Source organism: Vibrio atypicus (genome assembly GCF_009811315.1).
GTDB lineage: Bacteria > Pseudomonadota > Gammaproteobacteria > Enterobacterales > Vibrionaceae > Vibrio > Vibrio atypicus.
Genome location: NZ_BLID01000004.1, coordinates 224,188 through 243,374, shown reverse-complemented (window position 1 = coordinate 243,374; position 19,187 = coordinate 224,188). Strand labels below are relative to the sequence as shown.

Here is a 19,187-nt window from a genome sequence, read left to right as displayed (position 1 = left end):
TTGGAAGTTAGAATGAACATCTTGCAACTAGAAAAAATACTCAACGAAAAACTGTCTCCTCAGTTGATTAAAGATTACGCGCCCAATGGACTCCAAGTTGAAGGAAAACAAGAAGTAACTCGTATCGTGACTGGTGTGACGGCTTCTCAAGCATTGGTGGATAAAGCGGTTGAGTTAAACGCGGATGCGTTGTTGGTCCACCATGGTTATTTTTGGAAAGGTGAGCCTGAGCCAATTCGTGGTATGAAAGGTAATCGAATCCGAACCTTGATTAAAAATGATATCAATTTGTTAGGTTACCACTTGCCTCTAGATATTCATCCTGAGCTGGGCAACAACGCAGAGTTGGCTCGTTTACTTGATATCGACGTAGAGGGTGGAATGGAAGGACATCCTCAATCTGTTGCAATGCGAGGTCGACTAAAACAGCCAATGTCTGGTGCGGAGTTTGCGAGTAAGATTAATCAAGTCCTGAATCGCCAGCCTTTGCATATCGCTCCGGATCAAGCGGGTAAGATAATAGAAACCATTGGTTGGTGTACTGGCGGTGGTCAAGATTATATAGAGCTTGCAGTCCAGCTTGGATTGGATGCTTATATTTCGGGTGAGATCTCAGAGCGTACGACTTACACTGCTCGTGAAATGGGTATTCACTATTTCGCGGCAGGTCATCATGCAACGGAGCGTTACGGTGTGAAGGCGCTAGGTGAGTGGATAGCGGCAGAGCATGGTCTAGATGTTGAGTTTATTGATATCGACAATCCAGTGTAGCTAAGAGTTGGGGAAGGCAAAGCTATTAGCTATAAAGAGAGGTGTCATTCTATAGACCAAAGAATAGGGGAGTAGGGAATCTCTAAACACTTCCTGATGTCCTCACTTCTTGCTCCCTCATTACTGTGGATGACAATAGAATAAAAGCGAACAATAAAAAAGGGCTGACGTTGTACGTCAGCCCTTTGTTTATCACTATCTAGCGATTATTCACGTTCGTGAATCGGAGAAAATTCACGTTGAACTTCACCTGTATACAGCTGACGTGGGCGACCGATACGGTTGAGTGGATCACTGTGCATTTCGTTCCAGTGAGCAATCCAACCGATAGTACGAGAAATCGCGAAGATAACCGTAAACATAGAGACAGGAATACCAATCGCTTTAAGGATGATACCTGAGTAGAAATCTACGTTAGGGTATAGTTTTTTCGATACAAAGTACTCATCAGAAAGTGCGATACGCTCAAGTTCCATTGCTACGTCTAGTAGTGGATCTTTAATATTTAGCTCTTTCAGTACTTCGTGACATGTTTCGCGCATTACTGTCGCACGAGGGTCGTAGTTTTTGTAAACGCGATGACCGAAGCCCATTAGGCGGAATGGGTCATCTTTATCTTTCGCGCGTTCAACATACTCTGCAATGTTATCAACACTGCCGATCTCCTCTAGCATCTTCAGACATGCTTCGTTTGCACCACCGTGCGCAGGGCCCCATAGAGAAGCGATACCTGCTGCGATACATGCAAATGGGTTTGCACCTGATGAACCAGATAGACGAACAGTAGACGTCGAGGCATTTTGCTCGTGGTCTGCGTGTAGGGTAAAGATTTTATCCATCGCTTGAGCAACTACTGGGTTCACTTCGTACTCTTCACATGGGTTAGCAAACATCATGTGTAGGAAGTTTTCTGCGTAGCTTAGGTCGTTGCGAGGGTATATGAATGGCTGGCCAATAGAGTATTTGTAACACATGGCTGCCAAGGTTGGCATCTTAGATAGTAGACGATACGCAGCAATCTCACGGTGTTCATCGTTGTTGATGTCGAGAGAATCGTGGTAGAACGCGGCCAGTGCACCGACGACACCACACATAACTGCCATTGGGTGAGCATCACGACGGAAGCCGTGGAAGAAGCTAGCGATTTGCTCATGCACCATAGTATGGCGAGTTACAGTTGTTTTGAATTGCTCGTATTGTTCACGGGTTGGGGCTTCACCATAAAGAAGGATGTAACATACTTCTAAGTAATCAGCGTTATTTGCTAGCTGATCAATTGGGTAACCGCGGTGCAAAAGAATCCCTTTGCCGCCGTCGATGTAGGTGATTTGAGACTCACAAGATGCAGTGGCAAGAAAACCTGGGTCAAAAGTAAAGAATCCATTTGCTCCCAGTTTACGAACGTCAATTACAGGTGTACCAAGGGCACCTTCCATAATTGGTAGCTCGATAGGCGCTTGACCTTCAACATGAAGGGTAGCTTTCTTATCCGCCATAACAATCTCCTTTGTTTTATTATTAATCCGTCCAGGATGTTTTGTGTGACATTTTTGTACGTGTATTCGTTATCAAAGTCAATTTCTCTCCTCTGATGTGTGCACTTGTTATGATTTTTTGAACACGTAAGGTTAAAAATCTGTGCTGTGTAGCAAAAATTGTTACATCAATTGTATTAGAATGTTGCCAGCCGTATAGTGGCGCAGTAAATTTTGGTGGAAACCTAATAAATTCAAGGCTTGAAACAATAGTGAGGTGAAGTTTCAAATCTTGTTGTTAACAAATTTTTTACAAAATACTCAGTCGAATGATGGTGGTATTTGTTAATCAAATGTTAACTTTTGCAGGTTTGCAACCAAAATTCGTTTATAACTATAAATGCTCAATGGAGCTGAGTGAGCAAGCCCGTGAAAGAAAGAAAATCAAGACCTGTTAATTTAGATTTACAGACCATTCGCTTTCCGATCACAGCAATCGCATCTATCTTACACCGTGTATCCGGTGTAATTACGTTTGTCGCGGTCGGGATCCTACTTTGGTTACTATCCATATCCTTATCCTCTCCAGTGGGTTACGCACAAGCAGTCGACATCGTCGATGGCTTCTTCGTGAAGTTTATCTTGTGGGGAATCCTAACGGCGCTGGCCTATCATATTGCGGGTGGTATTCGTCACCTGTTAATGGACCTAGGTCATTTTGAAGAGCTGGAATCTGGCGCAATGAGCGCTAAGGTTGCTTTCGCAGCGACAGCCGTTCTGTCACTACTAGCGGGGATCATGGTGTGGTAAAACATATTTCATCTTTTGGTCGTAACGGTGTACACGATTTCCTATTGATTCGTGCTACGGCGATCATCATGACACTTTATACAATCTATCTGGTGAGCTTTTGCGCTTTCTCAGATATTTCTTACGTATCTTGGACTCAGTTCTTTGGTGGCACTTTCACCAAGGTGTTCACGATGCTGGCACTTATGTCGGTACTTATCCACGCGTGGATTGGCCTATGGCAAGTACTTACTGATTATATCAAGTGCGCTAAGCTTCGTGGCGGCCTGCAATTAGGCGTTATTGCCGTATTGTTTGGTTACTTCTTCTCTGGTCTATTTATTCTGTGGGGTGCGTAAGTGTCTATTCCAGTTCGCGAATTTGATGCCGTTGTAATCGGCGCTGGTGGTGCAGGCATGCGCGCTGCACTACAAATCTCAGAGCAAGGTCTTTCTTGTGCTTTGCTTTCTAAAGTATTTCCAACACGTTCACACACTGTTTCTGCTCAAGGTGGTATCACGGTTGCGTTAGGTAACGCGCACGAAGACCATTGGGAACAGCACATGTACGATACAGTTAAAGGTTCTGATTACATCGGTGACCAAGACGCAATCGAATATATGTGTAAGAACGGTCCTGAGTCTGTTATTGAGCTAGAGAAAATGGGTCTTCCTTTCTCTCGTTTTGATAACGGCAGTATTTATCAACGCCCGTTTGGTGGTCAGTCAAAGAACTTTGGCGGCGAGCAAGCAGCACGTACAGCGGCGGCAGCTGACCGTACTGGTCACGCACTTCTGCACACGCTTTATCAACAAAACATCAAGCACAAAACAACGGTATTCTCCGAGTGGTATGCACTTGATATCGTAAAAAATGAAGATGGTGTGGTTCTTGGCTGTACAGCACTTTGTATGGAAACGGGTGAAGTATGTTACTTCAAATCTAAAGCGACTATTCTGGCAACAGGTGGCGCTGGTCGAATTTACGCATCGACAACTAACGCACACATTAACACGGGTGATGGCGTTGGTATGGCACTGCGTGCAGGCGTACCAATGCAAGATATGGAAATGTGGCAGTTCCACCCTACGGGTATTGCTGGCGCAGGTGTTCTTGTTACTGAAGGTTGTCGTGGTGAAGGTGGTTACCTTCTAAACAAAGACGGCGAGCGATTCATGGAGCGTTACGCACCTAATGCTAAAGATTTAGCTGGTCGTGATGTTGTTGCTCGCTCAATGATGATTGAGATTCGTGAAGGTCGTGGCTGCGATGGCCCATGGGGTCCACACATTAAATTGAAACTGGATCACTTGGGTAAAGAGACACTAGAGTCTCGCCTACCAGGTGTTTGTGAACTGTCTCGTACCTTTGCACACGTTGATCCAGTTAAAGAACCAATTCCAGTAATCCCTACTTGTCACTACATGATGGGTGGCATTCCAACTCAAGTATCGGGTCAAGCTATTCGTCAAGATGAGAATGGCGGTGACGTTGAAGTTCAAGGTCTATTTGCTTGTGGTGAAATCGCATCTGTATCGGTTCACGGTGCTAACCGTCTGGGTGGTAACTCACTACTAGACTTGGTGGTATTCGGTCGTGCAACAGGTCTACACCTAGGTGAAACGCTGCTTAAGCAAGCTGACGCGAAACCTGCAACAGAAGCAGATATCGAGCGTTCATTAGAGCGTTACAACCGTTGGGAAAATAGCACTGACGGTGAAGACCCAGCGCAAATCCGTAAAGATCTGCAACAATGTATGCAAAACAACTTCTCGGTATTCCGTGAAGGCGATGCAATGGCAAAAGGTCTAGAAGAGCTGAAAGTAATTCGTGAACGTCTGAAAAACGCGCACCTTTCTGATAAGTCGACTGAGTTCAACACCCAGCGTATCGAGTGTCTTGAGCTTGAAAACTTGATGGAAACTGCTTATGCGACGGCAGTTGCGGCTAATTACCGTACAGAGAGCCGTGGTGCGCACGCTCGTTTTGACTTCCCAGACCGTAACGATGAACAGTGGCTATGTCACTCTATCTACAACCCGGAAACGGAAGCAATGACGAAACGTGGTGTAAACATGGAGCCAATCCATCGTGAAGCATTTCCACCAAAAGCACGTACGTACTAAGGAAAGGAGGGTAATATTATGAAACTGAATTTCTCTTTGTACCGCTACAATCCTGATGTCGACCAAAAACCGTACATGAAGGACTACACGCTAGAAGTGGAAGAAGGATCAGATATGATGCTTCTGGATGCTTTGATTCTGCTGAAAGAGCAAGATCCTACCATTTCATTTCGTCGTTCTTGTCGTGAAGGTGTTTGTGGTTCTGATGGTCTTAACATGAACGGAAAAAATGGATTGGCGTGTATCACACCACTTTCTGCACTAGAAGGTGACAAGATTGTGATTCGACCGCTGCCAGGTTTACCTGTTGTGCGTGATCTTATCGTTGACATGACACAGTTCTACGATAACTATGCGAAAGTTAAGCCTTTCTTGATTGATGACGGTGCACTTCCACCATCAAGAGAGAACCTGCAAACGCCAGATGAGCGTGCGCACTTGGACGGTTTGTATGAATGTATCATGTGTGCATGTTGTACAACCTCGTGCCCATCTTTCTGGTGGAACCCAGATAAGTTTATCGGTCCAGCTGGTCTACTTGCGGCTTACCGCTGGTTAATTGATAGCCGAGATACAGCAACAGATGAACGTTTATCAAATCTTGATGATGCATTTAGCGTTTTCCGTTGCCATGGCATCATGAATTGTGTAAGTGTTTGTCCTAAGGGACTAAATCCGACGAAAGCGATTGGCCACATCAAGACGATGTTGGTAAATCGTTCCGTCTAATTTAATAACAAAAATTGCCGACCTACTAATGGGTCGGCTCTTAATAGCTCGGCGTAAGACCGAAGCAAACGTGAAAACTACTGGTTAAGGGAAAATATGCACAACGGCGTGATGAAGGCGTGGCTCGAGTCTTCACACTTGGCTGGCGCCAATGCAACGTATGTAGAGGACCTCTACGAACTGTATCTAAGTGATCCCGATCTGGTAAGTGAGGAGTGGAAACGCGTTTTTGAAGGCTTGCCTAAGCCGACAGAAGAAGTGGTAGAACAACCACATTCGCGTGTCCGTGACTACTTCCGACGACTCGCTCAAGAAACAAAGCATTACAGTGTCCAAGTTAGTGATCCAGATGTCGACGCTAAACAAGTTAAAGTACTTCAATTAATCAATGCTTACCGTTTCCGTGGACATGAAGCGGCGGAGCTTGACCCTCTTGGTTTATGGCAGCGCCCACCTGTGGCGGAGCTAGACCCTGCATTTCATAATCTTACCGAAGAAGATCTAGAAGAGACGTTCAACGTCGGCTCTTTCGCCATTGGCCAAGAGACGATGCAGTTGAAAGATATCTACTCATCTTTGAAAAAAACCTATTGTGGTTCTATCGGTGCAGAATACATGCACATGACAGATACAGAGCAAAAACGTTGGATCCAGCAGCGTCTTGAATCTGTAGTTGGTCAGCCATCATTCACTGAAGATGAAAAACACATGTTCCTAGACGAGCTAACTGCTGCTGAAGGTCTAGAACGTTACTTGGGTGCAAAATTCCCAGGTGCGAAGCGTTTCTCTTTGGAAGGTGGTGATGCCCTTATCCCGATGACGAAAGAACTGATTCGTCATGCAGGTAAGAGCGGCATGCGTGAAGTTGTAGTTGGTATGGCTCACCGTGGTCGTCTAAATATGCTAGTCAACGTACTAGGCAAAAAACCGCAAGATCTGTTTGATGAGTTTGCTGGTAAACATGATGACACTTGGGGTACCGGTGACGTTAAATATCACCAAGGTTTCTCAGCTGACTTTGCAACGCCAGGTGGTGATGTACACCTGGCGCTAGCATTTAACCCTTCACACCTTGAAATCGTAAACCCAGTGGTTATTGGTTCCGTGCGTGCTCGACAAGACCGTTTAGGTGATAAAGAAGGCAGCCAAGTTCTACCAATCACGATTCACGGTGATTCAGCAATTGCTGGACAGGGCGTTGTTCAAGAGACATTTAACATGTCTCAAGCGCGTGGTTTCTGTGTGGGTGGTACCGTGCGTATCGTTGTGAACAACCAAGTTGGTTTCACAACATCTAACCCGAACGATACTCGCTCAACAATGTACTGTACTGATATCGCTAAGATGGTACAGGCACCTATTTTCCACGTAAATGCGGACGATCCTGAAGCGGTGGCTTTCGTCACTCGTATTGCTTTGGATTACCGTAATGAATTCAAACGCGACGTTGTGATTGACTTGGTATGTTACCGCCGTCATGGTCACAATGAAGCGGACGAGCCAAATGCAACTCAGCCTTTGATGTATCAAAAAATCAAGAAGCACCCAACACCACGTAAGCTTTATGCTGACGTGCTGATGGAACGTGGCGTACTTGGTATTGATACAGCAACACAACTGGTTAATGAATATCGTGATGCACTTGATCACGGTGAAGTTGTGGTGAAAGAGTGGCGCCCTATGGCTCTCCATTCAGTTGACTGGTCTCCTTACCTTGGTCATGACTGGGATGTTGAGTGGGATAATAAGTTCGATACTGAACGTTTGATTGAACTTGGTAATCGTCTATGTACGTATCCAGAAAGTCATAAGCTACAAAGCCGAGTTAACAAGCTATACAACGATCGTAAAGCGATGATCAGCGGAGAGAAAGCCGTTGATTGGGGTATGGCAGAAACATTGGCTTATGCAACCTTGGTTGACGATGGTAAGCGTATTCGTATTTCTGGTCAGGATTCTGGCCGTGGTACTTTCTTCCACCGTCACTCAGTATTGCATAACCAAAACGATGCAAGTACGTTTGTTCCTCTTGCAAATATTCACGACAAACAAGGTCCTTTCCAAGTATTCGACTCAGTGTTGTCTGAAGAAGCTGTATTGGCATTTGAATACGGCTACGCAACGGCAGAACCAAGTGGCCTTACCCTTTGGGAAGCTCAGTTTGGTGACTTTGCTAACGGTGCACAAGTGGTTATTGACCAATTCATTTCATCGGGTGAGCAAAAGTGGGCACGTCTATGTGGCCTAACTATGCTGCTACCTCATGGTTATGAAGGCCAAGGTCCAGAGCACTCATCTGCACGCCTAGAGCGTTACTTACAGCTTTGTGCGGAGCAAAATATGCAGGTTGTTGTGCCATCAACTCCGGCACAGGTTTATCACATGATTCGTCGCCAGGTTGTTCGACCTATGCGTCGTCCACTTATCGTGATGTCTCCGAAGTCATTGCTTCGTCATCCGTTATGTACGTCGACGTTAGAAGAATTATCGGAAGGAACATTCCAACCGGCAATTCCAGAAATCGACAACTTGGATGCAGCGAAGGTGAAACGCGTTGTCTTCTGTTCAGGTAAGGTTTATTTCGATTTGTTAGAGCAACGTCGAAATAACGAGCAAGATGATGTAGCAATTGTTCGTATTGAGCAGCTATACCCATTCCCTCTGGATGAAGTAAAAGCAGCTATTGAACAATACACCAATGCTGAAGACTTTGTATGGTGTCAGGAAGAGCCTCAAAACCAGGGCGCTTGGTACTGTAGCCAACATAACTTCCGCGCTGCTATCCCAGCCGGTGCTGACCTAAAATACGCTGGTCGTCCAGCATCTGCATCTCCTGCAGTTGGTTACATGTCAGTACACTTGAAACAACAGAAAGCGTTGGTTGAAGACGCACTTAACGTGAATACAAAAGCTTCGAACTAAGAACTAGAAGTAAAAGGAAGAAACGGATATGACAATTGAAATTCTGGTTCCAGATTTACCTGAATCGGTCGCTGATGCAACAGTGGCAACATGGCACAAAAAACCAGGCGACGTAGTAGAGCGTGATGAAGTTCTGGTTGATATCGAAACAGACAAAGTGGTTCTTGAAGTACCAGCTCCGGAAGCGGGTGTACTAGAGGCAATCATTGAAGAAGAAGGTGCAACAGTACTTTCTAAGCAGCTGATCGCTAAGCTTAAGCCTGGCGCCGTCGCGGGTGAACCAACGACTGATACGACAGAAGCAACAGAAGCTTCTCCTGATAAGCGTCACAAAGCGGCACTAACAGAAGAAAGCAATGATGCGCTAAGCCCTGCAGTTCGCCGTCTACTAGCAGAACACAACCTAGAAGCGAGCCAAGTGAAAGGTACAGGTGTTGGTGGTCGTATCACTCGTGAAGATGTCGATGCGCATTTAGCAGCAGCGAAATCAACACCGAAAGCAGAAGAGCCAGTAGTTGAAGCGCCAGCTGCAGCCCGTAGCCAGAAACGTGTACCTATGACTCGCCTACGTAAGACAGTCGCAAACCGTCTACTGGAAGCGAAGAACAATACGGCAATGCTGACAACGTTCAACGAAGTGAACATGAAACCAATCATGGATCTTCGTAAGCAGTACAAAGATCAGTTCGAAGAGCGTCATGGTATTCGTCTAGGCTTTATGTCTTTCTACGTGAAAGCAGTGACAGAAGCACTAAAACGCTTCCCTGAAGTTAACGCGTCTATTGACGGTGATGACATCGTTTATCACAACTACTTCGACATCAGCATGGCGGTATCAACGCCACGCGGTCTAGTAACTCCAGTGCTGAAAGACTGTGACACATTAGGCTTTGCTGACGTAGAAAAAGGCATCAAAGAGCTAGCAATTAAAGGCCGTGACGGCAAGTTGACTGTTGATGAGCTGATGGGCGGTAACTTTACTATCACTAACGGCGGCGTATTTGGTTCATTGATGTCTACACCAATCATCAACCCACCTCAGTCAGCGATTCTTGGTATGCATAAAATCCAAGAGCGTCCAATGGCGGTTGATGGCAAAGTAGAAATCTTGCCAATGATGTACCTAGCGTTATCTTACGACCACCGTTTAATCGATGGCCGTGAGTCAGTGGGCTTCCTAGTGACGATTAAAGAACTACTAGAAGATCCAGCACGTCTACTATTAGACGTTTAATATCGCTAAAACGTCTAGCTGACTTGGTTGGCTAGACGGTGATAACTTTTAAAGGCTAGACTTGCTCACGTCTGGCCTTCATTTGAGTCGTGAAGCCATTAAAAAATGGATAACGATTTGATTGAGAAGACCCTACAGACGTACCACAACACCATGTGGCGTTATGGAAATAATAATCCCTTGAAGGGAAAATAAACGGAATATCAAAATGAATTTGCATGAATACCAAGCCAAACAGCTGTTTGCAGAATTCGGTTTGCCTGTACCGGAAGGCTTCGCTTGTGATACACCACAAGAAGCTTTTGAAGCTGCGGGTCGCATTGCAACAGAAAAGAAAGTTGTAAAGTGTCAGGTTCACGCGGGTGGACGTGGTAAAGCGGGTGGCGTTGAGCTGCACGACACAAAAGATGGCGTTAAAGAGTTTGCTCAAAAGTGGCTAGGTAAAAACCTAGTGACATACCAAACAGATGCAAACGGTCAGCCAGTAACAAAAATCCTAGTTGAAGAAGCGTCTAATATCGCCAATGAACTTTACCTAGGTGCTGTTGTAGACCGCGCTAGTCGTAAAATTGTATTCATGGCTTCTACTGAAGGCGGTGTGGATATCGAAAAAATCGCAGAAGAGACCCCTGAGTTGATTCACAAAGCGGCAATCGATCCATTAGTTGGCCCTCAAGCATATCAAGGTCGTGAGCTAGCATTTAAGCTTGGCTTAGCTGGCGACCAAATCAAACAGTTCGTTAAGATCTTCATGGGTCTTGGTGAGATGTTTGCTCAGTACGACTTAGCTCTACTTGAGATCAACCCTCTTGTTATTACTGGCGAAGGCAACTTGCTTTGTCTAGACGGTAAAATCAACATCGATTCAAACGCACTTTACCGTCAGCCTAAGCTACGTGAAATGCACGATCCTTCGCAAGAAGACGAGCGTGAAGCACACGCAGCTCAGTGGGAACTGAACTACGTAGCACTAGATGGTAACGTTGGCTGTATGGTTAACGGTGCAGGCCTTGCGATGGGTACGATGGATATCGTAAACCTACACGGCGGCAAACCAGCAAACTTCTTAGATGTAGGCGGCGGCGCGACAAAAGAGCGTGTTGCAGAAGCATTTAAGATCATCCTTTCTGATGACAATGTTAAAGCAGTACTTGTAAACATCTTCGGCGGTATCGTTCGTTGTGACATGATCGCAGAAGGTATTATCGGTGCGGTTAAAGAAGTAGGCGTAACAGTGCCTGTAGTTGTTCGTTTAGAAGGTACTAACGCAGATCTAGGTCGTGAAGTTCTTGCTAATTCTGATGTTGATATCATTGCTGCTGAGTCGCTAACAGATGCTGCTCAGAAAGTTGTTGCTGCTGCGGAGGCGAAATAATGTCTGTACTAATTAACAAAGACACTAAAGTAATCTGTCAGGGCTTCACTGGTGGTCAAGGTACTTTCCACTCAGAGCAAGCTATCGCGTACGGCACGCAGATGGTTGGTGGTGTTTCTCCTGGTAAAGGTGGTCAAACTCACCTAGGTCAACCTGTATTCAACACAGTACGTGAAGCAGTAGAAGCTACGGGCGCAACTGCGACAGTTATCTACGTACCAGCACCATTCTGTAAAGATGCAATCCTTGAAGCGATTGACGCAGGTATCGAGCTTATCGTGACTATCACGGAAGGTATCCCAACAACAGATATGATCGACGTTAAAGTGAAGCTAGAAGAAACTGGTGTTCGCATGATCGGTCCTAACTGTCCCGGTGTTATCACTCCTGATGAGTGTAAGATTGGTATCATGCCAGGCCATATCCACAAGAAAGGTAAAGTGGGTATCGTTTCACGCTCAGGTACACTAACGTACGAAGCTGTTAAGCAAACAACTGACGAAGGTTTCGGCCAATCTACGTGTGTTGGCATCGGTGGTGACCCAATCCCAGGTTCAAACTTCATTGATATCCTAAAACTGTTCCAAGAAGACCCAGAAACTGAAGCAATCGTAATGATTGGTGAAATCGGCGGTACTGCGGAAGAAGAAGCAGCAGCTTACATCAAAGAGAACGTGACTAAGCCAGTTGTTTCTTACATTGCTGGTGTTACTGCGCCTCCTGGGAAACGTATGGGCCACGCTGGTGCGATTATCTCTGGTGGTAAAGGTACTGCAGAAGACAAATTTGCAGCTCTAGAAGCGGCAGGTGTGAAGACGGTTAAATCTCTTGCTGAGATCGGTAAAGGTCTACGTGAAGTGACAGGTTGGTAATCCCTTCCACTGAAATGATAAAGGCTTGGCATTGTGCCAAGCCTTTTTTTATTCTGCCTGTAGTGTCGGGGCGTTATCTAAAGCCGGAGAGAACTTAACTCCAAGGCCATCTGACTTCGCTTGATACATTAATATATCGGCATTATTTAAGCTTTTCTCAATAGACGTATAATTGTTATGACTATAGTGTTCAACGCCAACGCTTAGGCTAACAGACAATTGATGATTCTGGTGCTGAACAGGGATATAAGCTGTTGTTTGAATCTTTGCCGCGAGCTGCTGAACCTTATTCATGTTGAATGGCGCTTCAATGGTAATGACAAACTCATCCCCCCCTAATCGATAAATATTTTGACATGTATGTTCAAGGGTTTGATTTAATCGGTGAGCAATATCGACGAGAACTTTGTCACCAGCGTTATGCCCATAAGTATCATTGATCGTTTTGAACCCATTGAGGTCAATCATCATTATCGTTACGTCATTGACCTGGCCTTTGCCGACGCGATCAATAAATCGATTAAAGCTAAATCGGTTGGAGACTTGTGTAAGGACATCAGTGACAAGTTGTCTTTCAGCAAGTCTATTCGCCTCGATTAGTTGAGTAATATCCAATGCTGAGCATTCAATTTCTCCTTGAATTTCTGGGCTGTGATTGACTTGGTAGTGGTTTAGAAGGCCGTTGAATTCGAGTGAGTAATGAAAGCTCTCGGTGTGATCATGGTCGAGCAGTTGTGTTAAAAAACCATCGAGCTTTCCTCGTCGTTCCTCTATTGGGATTTGACTCAATATCTGATTGAACATTGAATTGGAGCGAATTAATTTCCTTTGCTGTATGTCGATTACAAATAGACAAACTTGCGTCAAATTATAGGTTTTCGAATATCTTTCTTCACTATCTTTCAGCTGAGTAATGGTGGTTTTAAGTTTCGCTCTCATTGTTTCAAGCGCTTTAAATATACCAGCGATTTCGACGAAATCAGAATCTGTTCTAGAGGGCGTTTGATAGTCACCATTGGTGATTTGAAAAGCAAACTTTTGTAAACCCATGAATGGACGCTTTAGTGCCGAAACGATTGTACGGCTAAATAAAAGCGCGGTAATGCTCAAGATCGAGAGAAGCACCAGAGCTTGGGGAGCTGAGTTATAGATAATGTTGGTGATGAAAGCGTTTCTATCCTTTATTACCGTCAACTGGCCAATCAGTTGATGGTCATCATATATTGGGTAGGAAAGTGTTTCTCCGAGTTTGGAGCCACTATTGACGATTTCAGCCATGGTCATCGCGTATTGAAACGATTCCAGTTTAACTGAGATGATGTAATCTAGTTGAGCAACTCGGGTTGCGACCAGCTCAGCTTCGGTTAAATCAAAATCAAGCAACGCGTTTCTAGATTCGACTTGCTGTTGGCTAAGTACTTGTTCGTAGCGCTCAGTTTCACTGTTATGAGTTAAATAAATCTCGCGCGCGATCCCTAGTCCACCAAAGACAAGAACTGGGATTGTTGTAAGCAACAGATAAACGGAAATCACATAAGTGTGGAGTGTTTTCATAGCAGTGATGCACAGTGCTGATCAATCTTTTGCGAGATGATGCTGCTCTTTCCTTTTAGCTCGACTAATAGTTGATTAACTTTCTCTTTGTCACTCGGCGTTAAATCAGGGTTGTTTTGGTTAATCGAAACTGAAATAACATTCTGCTTTACACCAAATTGTTTATGGTTTCCGGTCCAAATTCCCTTGTTTAGCTGCATTAATGCGGCGTAAATGGCGACGTCGACTTTCTTTTCTAGTGACGCGAGCGTCGTATTGGGATAGTCGTGCGAGTAGTCAAAGTCAATACCAAAACTGTAACCATGACCTTGTTTCTTGATGGTATCGACAACACCAAGGCTCGCGTATCCAGCAACAGGGAAAATAACGTCGATATCTTGGTTTAGTAGCTGCTTAGCGAGTTTTGTCGCTGTATCGATATCATCCCAAGAGTAAGCGCCGTTGTTGATGAATCGGCTGGTTACGGAAGCTTTTGGATTCGCATCCTTAACACCAAGTTGATAGCCGCATCTAAAATGGTTGATGACAGGTACATCGATACCACCAATGAAACCAACTTTGTTTGTTTTGGTTTTCAGTCCACTCAAGTAGCCGATAATATAAGCCCCTTCTGCGTGATTGAAGGTGATACCGAGGATATTGGGTACATGGTAGGCCACATCAAGCGAAATAAAGCGAACAGAAGGATACTGTTTAGCGACTTCAGGAAAAGAGCTAATAGCATTTGAGTCTTGAACGATAACCGGGCTGTACCCTTCTTGAGCCGCACGTTCTAACTCTGCCAAGTAGCCAGTATTGCTAGGCTTGAGCTGAATGCGCTTTACCGAGATACCAGTTGATTGTTCGAAACGGTGAATGCCTGAGTCAATAAGGTGTAGATAGGAGCCTGGTTGAACCTCTCCTTGAAAAAGCACTACTGGCTTAAATGGAACATTGGTAGCCAATGCGATACTGGTTGTAAAAGCCCAAAAAAGAATAGTGATAAGGGCTGATGGGGAGAATTGAAAGAACGGCGTTGTAAACCTGAATCGCTTCTGGCCGAGATCTGTTACTGACATAGAATGACCATTGACTGAAGCACTTTATTAATGTGGTAGTGCAATTGATTGATTATGTGTAAGTGTATAATTAGTGGTATCTGTAAACTATGATATAGCTCGCATTTTGTTGCCTTGTATACTTAAAATCAGCCATGTAACTGGCTGATTTTTATCAGTTTGACACCTGTTTATAAAGGTTGGAGTGTCAAGAGGGGATTTCGATCAAACATTGAGAATTTTTTCTAAAGCAACGAGTCTTTGGGTGAGTTCGGCGACTTGCTTTTCTAATTCTGCAACTCGATCTAATTGAGTTTCTTGCTGAGAGGCAACTTCTACCTTTGGTACGCGATTTGACTGCTTCCAGCTTTTAATCGTTGTGATGAGTGCTGGCATGGGTACTGGGGTACTCAGGCGCGCTTTTACCATAGCAACAGTTGCTTCTTTTCCTTCCGAGTGTAGTTGCTCAAGGATTTCTTTTAGCTCTTGGCTAACATCTTGGGTAAGCATAAAACCTCCATATTTGGTCGTTAGGGTAATATTACTGTCGAGCAGGCTTTTTGGCGAATAGAAAATTTGGTACTGCTGTGTGCGAGATCTCTTACATTGAATGTAAGACAACTAGAGTTTATGTCGCGAAAAAATGGAAATACTTGACGTTAACTGTTTGTTTTTATTATTTAATTTAATTTATTACTTTCTTGTTTCAGCAAAGTGTTTGTTGTAGTGGATTGCCTAAAAAGCTTATTAGGGTAAATTAGAAGCTGTCGGAAGGATGCTGACACGGAACAGGAAAAAGCCAAGGATTTGGTTATCTTCAGGATGAAGATTTGGTTAGTGCGGAATACTGACCAGCATGGAGTGAAGGACATTGTAAGGACACAATCGTTGATAGGATATCAGCGACAAAGGACTGACATGGACACCTCTAGGATGAGGAAGGACAGTATCAGGAAGATACCAAGGACACCGCTCAAGGAACAAGTGATGTGTGCTGACGAGGAATGTTAGCATTCAGGATGATTTGGACACCGCTAGGAAGGCGACGTTAGGATATTACTGAAGGATTCAGTAGCTATTAAGGAAGATGCATGGAGCATTTTTTGTAGCCGGATTGCTGCGAGTAAGACTATAGCCCCGATACGCAAGTGTCGGGGCTTTTCTTAATCTGTGATTTTTTCACACGACATCGAACAAAAAACAATCTAGATCAATAATAAAAATCTTCAGTTGGTATAACTTTTCGGCTTTGTTTTACACCCACCCAAATAAGCTCGTGATTCGAATTTGTTTGGTGCACACGGTAACCAGAAAAACAATTTACAGCTTGCTGTATACAAGGATGTCTTATGACAATAGTGACTCGCCGATCGTTATTAGTCCCTTATAACGAGTCGTTACAATCAGACTTCTTACTGCTTAACTGCTGTGCAAAGAACCGTGCTCAAATGAATGGGCCTCATACGGTCTCTTCAGCGAAACAGCTGTTTGAGCGAGTGCTGCATGACCGTAATATCTATGCAAGAGCAGTACTTGATAGCCATACTCGTGAATACATGGGGCACGTATTTATTTCAGATTTAGATACTAAGCCTGAGTTGGGCTATTTATTTGATAAAGCCTTTTGGGGTAAGGGGATTGGTAGCGAAGCGCTTGTCGCTTTTTTTCCTAAAGCAGTCCGAGACCTCAACCTGACTCATGTGATGGCGACATCGAATATCGATCATCAGCCATCAATTAAAATTTTGAATAAATTAGGTTTTGAATTCTCGGCTCACAAACGCGATACGTTCGGCCCATATGACGAATTTCTATTTACATCCGATGCGGCGGTAGGTCAATCTTGGTTAAGTGGAATCCCTGCATAGTCAAAGAACCTTGATAGCAGTCATCGCCCAAAGATGAAAATTCAAATTGATAGATAGAATGCCAACGCCAGACACCGTCTGGCGTTTTTAGTTTGTGACCTTTTAGTGCAACGCTTATCAATTGCAGATCCATCTGCTCACATTTTCTGTTGGCAATACTTTTTGCAAGTTCAGCTTGTCGGCGCTGTTGCCAGAACAGAAAGCAAATCACGGTAAGGCCAAGGATCGCGAGTAGGTCACTAATCATAATTATCCCTTAGTTGCTTGCTGCAGAGAAACCAGCGCTGCTGCTAATTCTTGTGAAGGACTAGAGTGAAGCAGTGGTAATAACACCATACGTAGCTCAGGTAGCATAACAAGATCGGCAAACAGCTGATTGAACAGAGCTTGGTTTCCTGTTTGAGCTAGACGTAGCAAGAACAATTCTGCGATCTCTGGATCAGCAAGTAAGTGCCAACTGCGACCTGCGATACCGATAAGTACCTCTTGGTGGCTTAACCGTGGTGAACTTAGTATCTGTTTCAGTACCGGTTCTGCAATCTCTTTCTCGGCGCCTGAAAGTGCTCTCGCCAGCGCTCCAAGCAAGAAGATATCTGGATTTTGTCTATCAATTTGCTCTGTAGCTAATTGCGCAATACGCTGCGCAAGCTTGGTTTGGATCCCTGTATGCTCTAAAGCGCCAAGGAGAGCATAGAGTGGTTCATTGGGTAAGTGTTGCAGTGCTTTACGCAGGTTGACGCCATTTTGCTCTTGGCCTAATCGCGCACAGATATCCGTTACTCCTTGCAAGCCGACAGTTTGCCATTTGTCCCAACCAAGCCCTCCAGCAAAATAGTGTTGAGCATGTTCGTAATATTGGCTGCAAGGTAAGTCCAGCTTGGCACGAATTTGGGAGTGGAAAACCGCCATTTTGTCTTCAGCGGGCTTGAATGTGTATGGGTTATTGGCCAGCTTCTGTTGTTGGTCTTCACTCATATCTTGATTAATGCGTGTTCCCATCGCTTCGATGACATACTTGAGGAAGTTGCCAATATCCGCTTGTTTGAATAGACCTCGTTCGTCTAGCTCAAACTTTAAGAACCAAATCCAAGGTTGCTTATGTTCGTTCCAATAAGCGATGGCTAAATGGGCTTTACGTTGCATTGGAAACGGGTAAGGCATTAGGCCTTGTTCAACATCGGCAAAGGTTTTGCTGTCGATATGACGAATGCGGCGGCCAAGGTCGTACACTTGGTATTGGCAATGGCTTTCAGTCAGTAGCTGGGTAAGAGTATGAATGGTTTCCATTAGAGAATAGTCCTAACTTTATTTCCTATATAAATGGTACTCTTACGCCTATTTTCAAGGTCAACGTGATGGGTTTATGACAAAAGCACAACAATTGTTACACCTTTTAGAGCAAATTCCTCAGCAAATGCAGGCGGTTGGCTTATGGCAAGAGCAAATACCAGAACCGCAAGCAATGTTAAGCCAAGAGCCGTTCGCTGTGGATACGCTCCAGCCGGAAGAATGGCTACAGTGGATTTTCTTAGAGAAGATGCACATTTTGATCAAACAAGAGATGTCTTTACCACGCGGCTTTTCGATCACGCCCTATTTTGAAGAGTGCTGGAAAGAGCACCCTGAATATAAACCACTATTAACACTATTAGCTTCGATTGATGAGGTTTGCGCCTGATGCTAGAAATCATTTATCAGGATGAGTATTTTGTTGCCGTCAACAAGCCTGCAGGTATGTTGGTTCACCGCAGTTGGTTAGACAAACACGAAACACAATTTGTAATGCAAACTCTGCGTGATCAGATTGGTCAGCACGTGTTTCCACTGCACCGTTTAGATAGACCGACTTCGGGCGTGCTTATATTTGCTTTGTCGAGCGAAGTTGCATCGCAAGTGATGCCGATGTTCGCCAATCATGAAATGGAAAAAACCTACCATGCGATTGTTCGTGGTTGGATTTTAGAAGAAGGTCGTTTGGATTATGCGTTGAAAGTCGAGCTCGACAAGATTGCCGATAAACACGCTAGCAAAGAGAAAGAGCCACAAGAAGCGGTTACCGATTATAAACCGTTAGCGCAAGTTGAAGTGCCGCACTCTACGGGGCGGTTTCCAACGACTCGCTACTGTTTAATGGAAATGAAGCCGTTAACAGGGCGTAAACACCAGTTGAGACGCCATATGGCGCACCTACGCCATCCTATTGTTGGTGATACGACTCATGGTGATGGTAAGCATAATAAGCTGTTCAGAGACGTGTACGACTCGCACCGGTTATTACTGCATGCATCATCATTGACGTTTGTTCATCCTTTTACCGAACAAACATTGACGATAGAAGCGAGTGTGGATGAAACCTGGCAAAAACTCTTTGAGGAGTTTAACTGGTCTATGCCGCAGTAAATTCGTTTAGATAAACAAAAGCCCTCGAATGAGGG

Annotated in this window: 18 protein-coding genes; 12 read left to right on the top strand and 6 right to left on the bottom strand. The window is 44.6% G+C overall.

What is annotated here, in order from left to right:
- Positions 1 to 12: 12 nt before the first annotated feature.
- A complete protein-coding gene (locus GVO60_RS10665; protein WP_159653752.1) occupies positions 13 to 771 on the top strand; it encodes a Nif3-like dinuclear metal center hexameric protein in 759 nt (252 codons plus the stop codon).
- A gap of 206 nt (positions 772 to 977) precedes the next feature.
- Here GVO60_RS10665 and GVO60_RS10660 read toward each other — a convergent pair whose 3' ends face one another.
- Positions 978 to 2,267 carry a citrate synthase gene (locus GVO60_RS10660; protein ID WP_159653750.1) on the bottom strand — a complete coding sequence of 430 codons (1,290 nt, stop codon included), beginning with the start codon at positions 2,265 to 2,267 and terminating at the stop codon, positions 978 to 980.
- 396 nt (positions 2,268 to 2,663) lie between these two features.
- On the opposite strand from GVO60_RS10660, the gene sdhC reads away from it, so the two are divergent.
- From sdhC to sucD, 8 genes are all read left to right on the top strand, one after another.
- The gene (gene sdhC / locus GVO60_RS10655; protein WP_008078592.1) at positions 2,664 to 3,056 is read left to right on the top strand and encodes a succinate dehydrogenase cytochrome b556 subunit; all 393 of its coding nucleotides are present in this window, start codon (positions 2,664 to 2,666) and stop codon (positions 3,054 to 3,056) included.
- Positions 3,050 to 3,394, top strand: a complete 345-nt coding sequence (sdhD, locus tag GVO60_RS10650) for a succinate dehydrogenase, hydrophobic membrane anchor protein (protein ID WP_159653748.1) — start codon at positions 3,050 to 3,052, stop codon at positions 3,392 to 3,394. The genes sdhC and sdhD overlap by 7 nt, the downstream gene beginning before the upstream one ends.
- The gene (sdhA, locus tag GVO60_RS10645; RefSeq protein ID WP_159653746.1) at positions 3,395 to 5,161 is read left to right on the top strand and encodes a succinate dehydrogenase flavoprotein subunit; all 1,767 of its coding nucleotides are present in this window, start codon (positions 3,395 to 3,397) and stop codon (positions 5,159 to 5,161) included.
- Positions 5,162 to 5,179: 18 nt separating this feature from the next.
- Complete coding sequence (locus GVO60_RS10640) at positions 5,180 to 5,890, top strand: succinate dehydrogenase iron-sulfur subunit (RefSeq protein WP_159653744.1); 711 nt, start codon at positions 5,180 to 5,182, stop codon at positions 5,888 to 5,890.
- Between the two features lie 96 nt (positions 5,891 to 5,986).
- Entirely contained in the window at positions 5,987 to 8,812 is a 2,826-nt protein-coding gene (sucA, locus tag GVO60_RS10635; RefSeq protein WP_159653742.1) for a 2-oxoglutarate dehydrogenase E1 component, read from the top strand.
- A 28-nt stretch (positions 8,813 to 8,840) separates the two neighbouring features.
- Positions 8,841 to 10,046 (top strand): 2-oxoglutarate dehydrogenase complex dihydrolipoyllysine-residue succinyltransferase, encoded by a 1,206-nt coding sequence (gene odhB, locus GVO60_RS10630; protein WP_159653740.1) that lies wholly within the window; start codon positions 8,841 to 8,843, stop codon positions 10,044 to 10,046.
- A 208-nt stretch (positions 10,047 to 10,254) separates the two neighbouring features.
- On the top strand, positions 10,255 to 11,421 hold the full coding sequence (gene sucC, locus GVO60_RS10625) for an ADP-forming succinate--CoA ligase subunit beta (RefSeq protein ID WP_159653738.1): 1,167 nt from the start codon (positions 10,255 to 10,257) through the stop codon (positions 11,419 to 11,421).
- The gene (sucD, locus tag GVO60_RS10620) at positions 11,421 to 12,293 is read left to right on the top strand and encodes a succinate--CoA ligase subunit alpha (protein WP_159653736.1); all 873 of its coding nucleotides are present in this window, start codon (positions 11,421 to 11,423) and stop codon (positions 12,291 to 12,293) included. The genes sucC and sucD overlap by 1 nt, the downstream gene beginning before the upstream one ends.
- A 48-nt stretch (positions 12,294 to 12,341) precedes the next feature.
- Here the strand turns inward: sucD and GVO60_RS10615 are convergent, their stop codons facing one another.
- From GVO60_RS10615 to GVO60_RS10605, 3 genes are all read right to left on the bottom strand, one after another.
- Positions 12,342 to 13,847 carry a sensor domain-containing diguanylate cyclase gene (locus tag GVO60_RS10615; protein WP_159653734.1) on the bottom strand — a complete coding sequence of 502 codons (1,506 nt, stop codon included), beginning with the start codon at positions 13,845 to 13,847 and terminating at the stop codon, positions 12,342 to 12,344.
- A complete protein-coding gene (locus tag GVO60_RS10610) occupies positions 13,844 to 14,905 on the bottom strand; it encodes a BMP family ABC transporter substrate-binding protein (RefSeq protein WP_159653732.1) in 1,062 nt (353 codons plus the stop codon). The genes GVO60_RS10615 and GVO60_RS10610 overlap by 4 nt, the downstream gene beginning before the upstream one ends.
- Before the next feature lie 204 nt (positions 14,906 to 15,109).
- A complete protein-coding gene (locus GVO60_RS10605; protein ID WP_159653730.1) occupies positions 15,110 to 15,394 on the bottom strand; it encodes a hypothetical protein in 285 nt (94 codons plus the stop codon).
- Positions 15,395 to 16,233: 839 nt separating this feature from the next.
- On the opposite strand from GVO60_RS10605, the gene GVO60_RS10600 reads away from it, so the two are divergent.
- The gene (locus GVO60_RS10600; protein ID WP_159653728.1) at positions 16,234 to 16,752 is read left to right on the top strand and encodes a GNAT family N-acetyltransferase; all 519 of its coding nucleotides are present in this window, start codon (positions 16,234 to 16,236) and stop codon (positions 16,750 to 16,752) included.
- Here the strand turns inward: GVO60_RS10600 and GVO60_RS10595 are convergent.
- Both GVO60_RS10595 and GVO60_RS10590 read right to left on the bottom strand, forming a co-directional pair.
- Positions 16,700 to 16,999: a DUF3301 domain-containing protein gene (locus GVO60_RS10595; protein ID WP_159653726.1), complete on the bottom strand. Its 300-nt coding sequence runs from the start codon at positions 16,997 to 16,999 to the stop codon at positions 16,700 to 16,702. The two genes, GVO60_RS10600 and GVO60_RS10595, sit on opposite strands and share 53 nt — an antisense overlap.
- 2 nt (positions 17,000 to 17,001) lie before the next feature.
- Positions 17,002 to 18,039, bottom strand: a complete 1,038-nt coding sequence (locus GVO60_RS10590) for a DUF3549 family protein (protein ID WP_159653724.1) — start codon at positions 18,037 to 18,039, stop codon at positions 17,002 to 17,004.
- Between the two features lie 76 nt (positions 18,040 to 18,115).
- On the opposite strand from GVO60_RS10590, the gene GVO60_RS10585 reads away from it, so the two are divergent.
- Both GVO60_RS10585 and truC read left to right on the top strand, forming a co-directional pair.
- Positions 18,116 to 18,430 carry a YqcC family protein gene (locus GVO60_RS10585; RefSeq protein ID WP_159653722.1) on the top strand — a complete coding sequence of 105 codons (315 nt, stop codon included), beginning with the start codon at positions 18,116 to 18,118 and terminating at the stop codon, positions 18,428 to 18,430.
- Positions 18,430 to 19,152, top strand: coding sequence for a tRNA pseudouridine(65) synthase TruC (gene truC / locus GVO60_RS10580; RefSeq protein ID WP_159653720.1), 723 nt, complete (start codon positions 18,430 to 18,432; stop codon positions 19,150 to 19,152). The genes GVO60_RS10585 and truC overlap by 1 nt, the downstream gene beginning before the upstream one ends.
- Positions 19,153 to 19,187 lie beyond the last annotated feature (35 nt).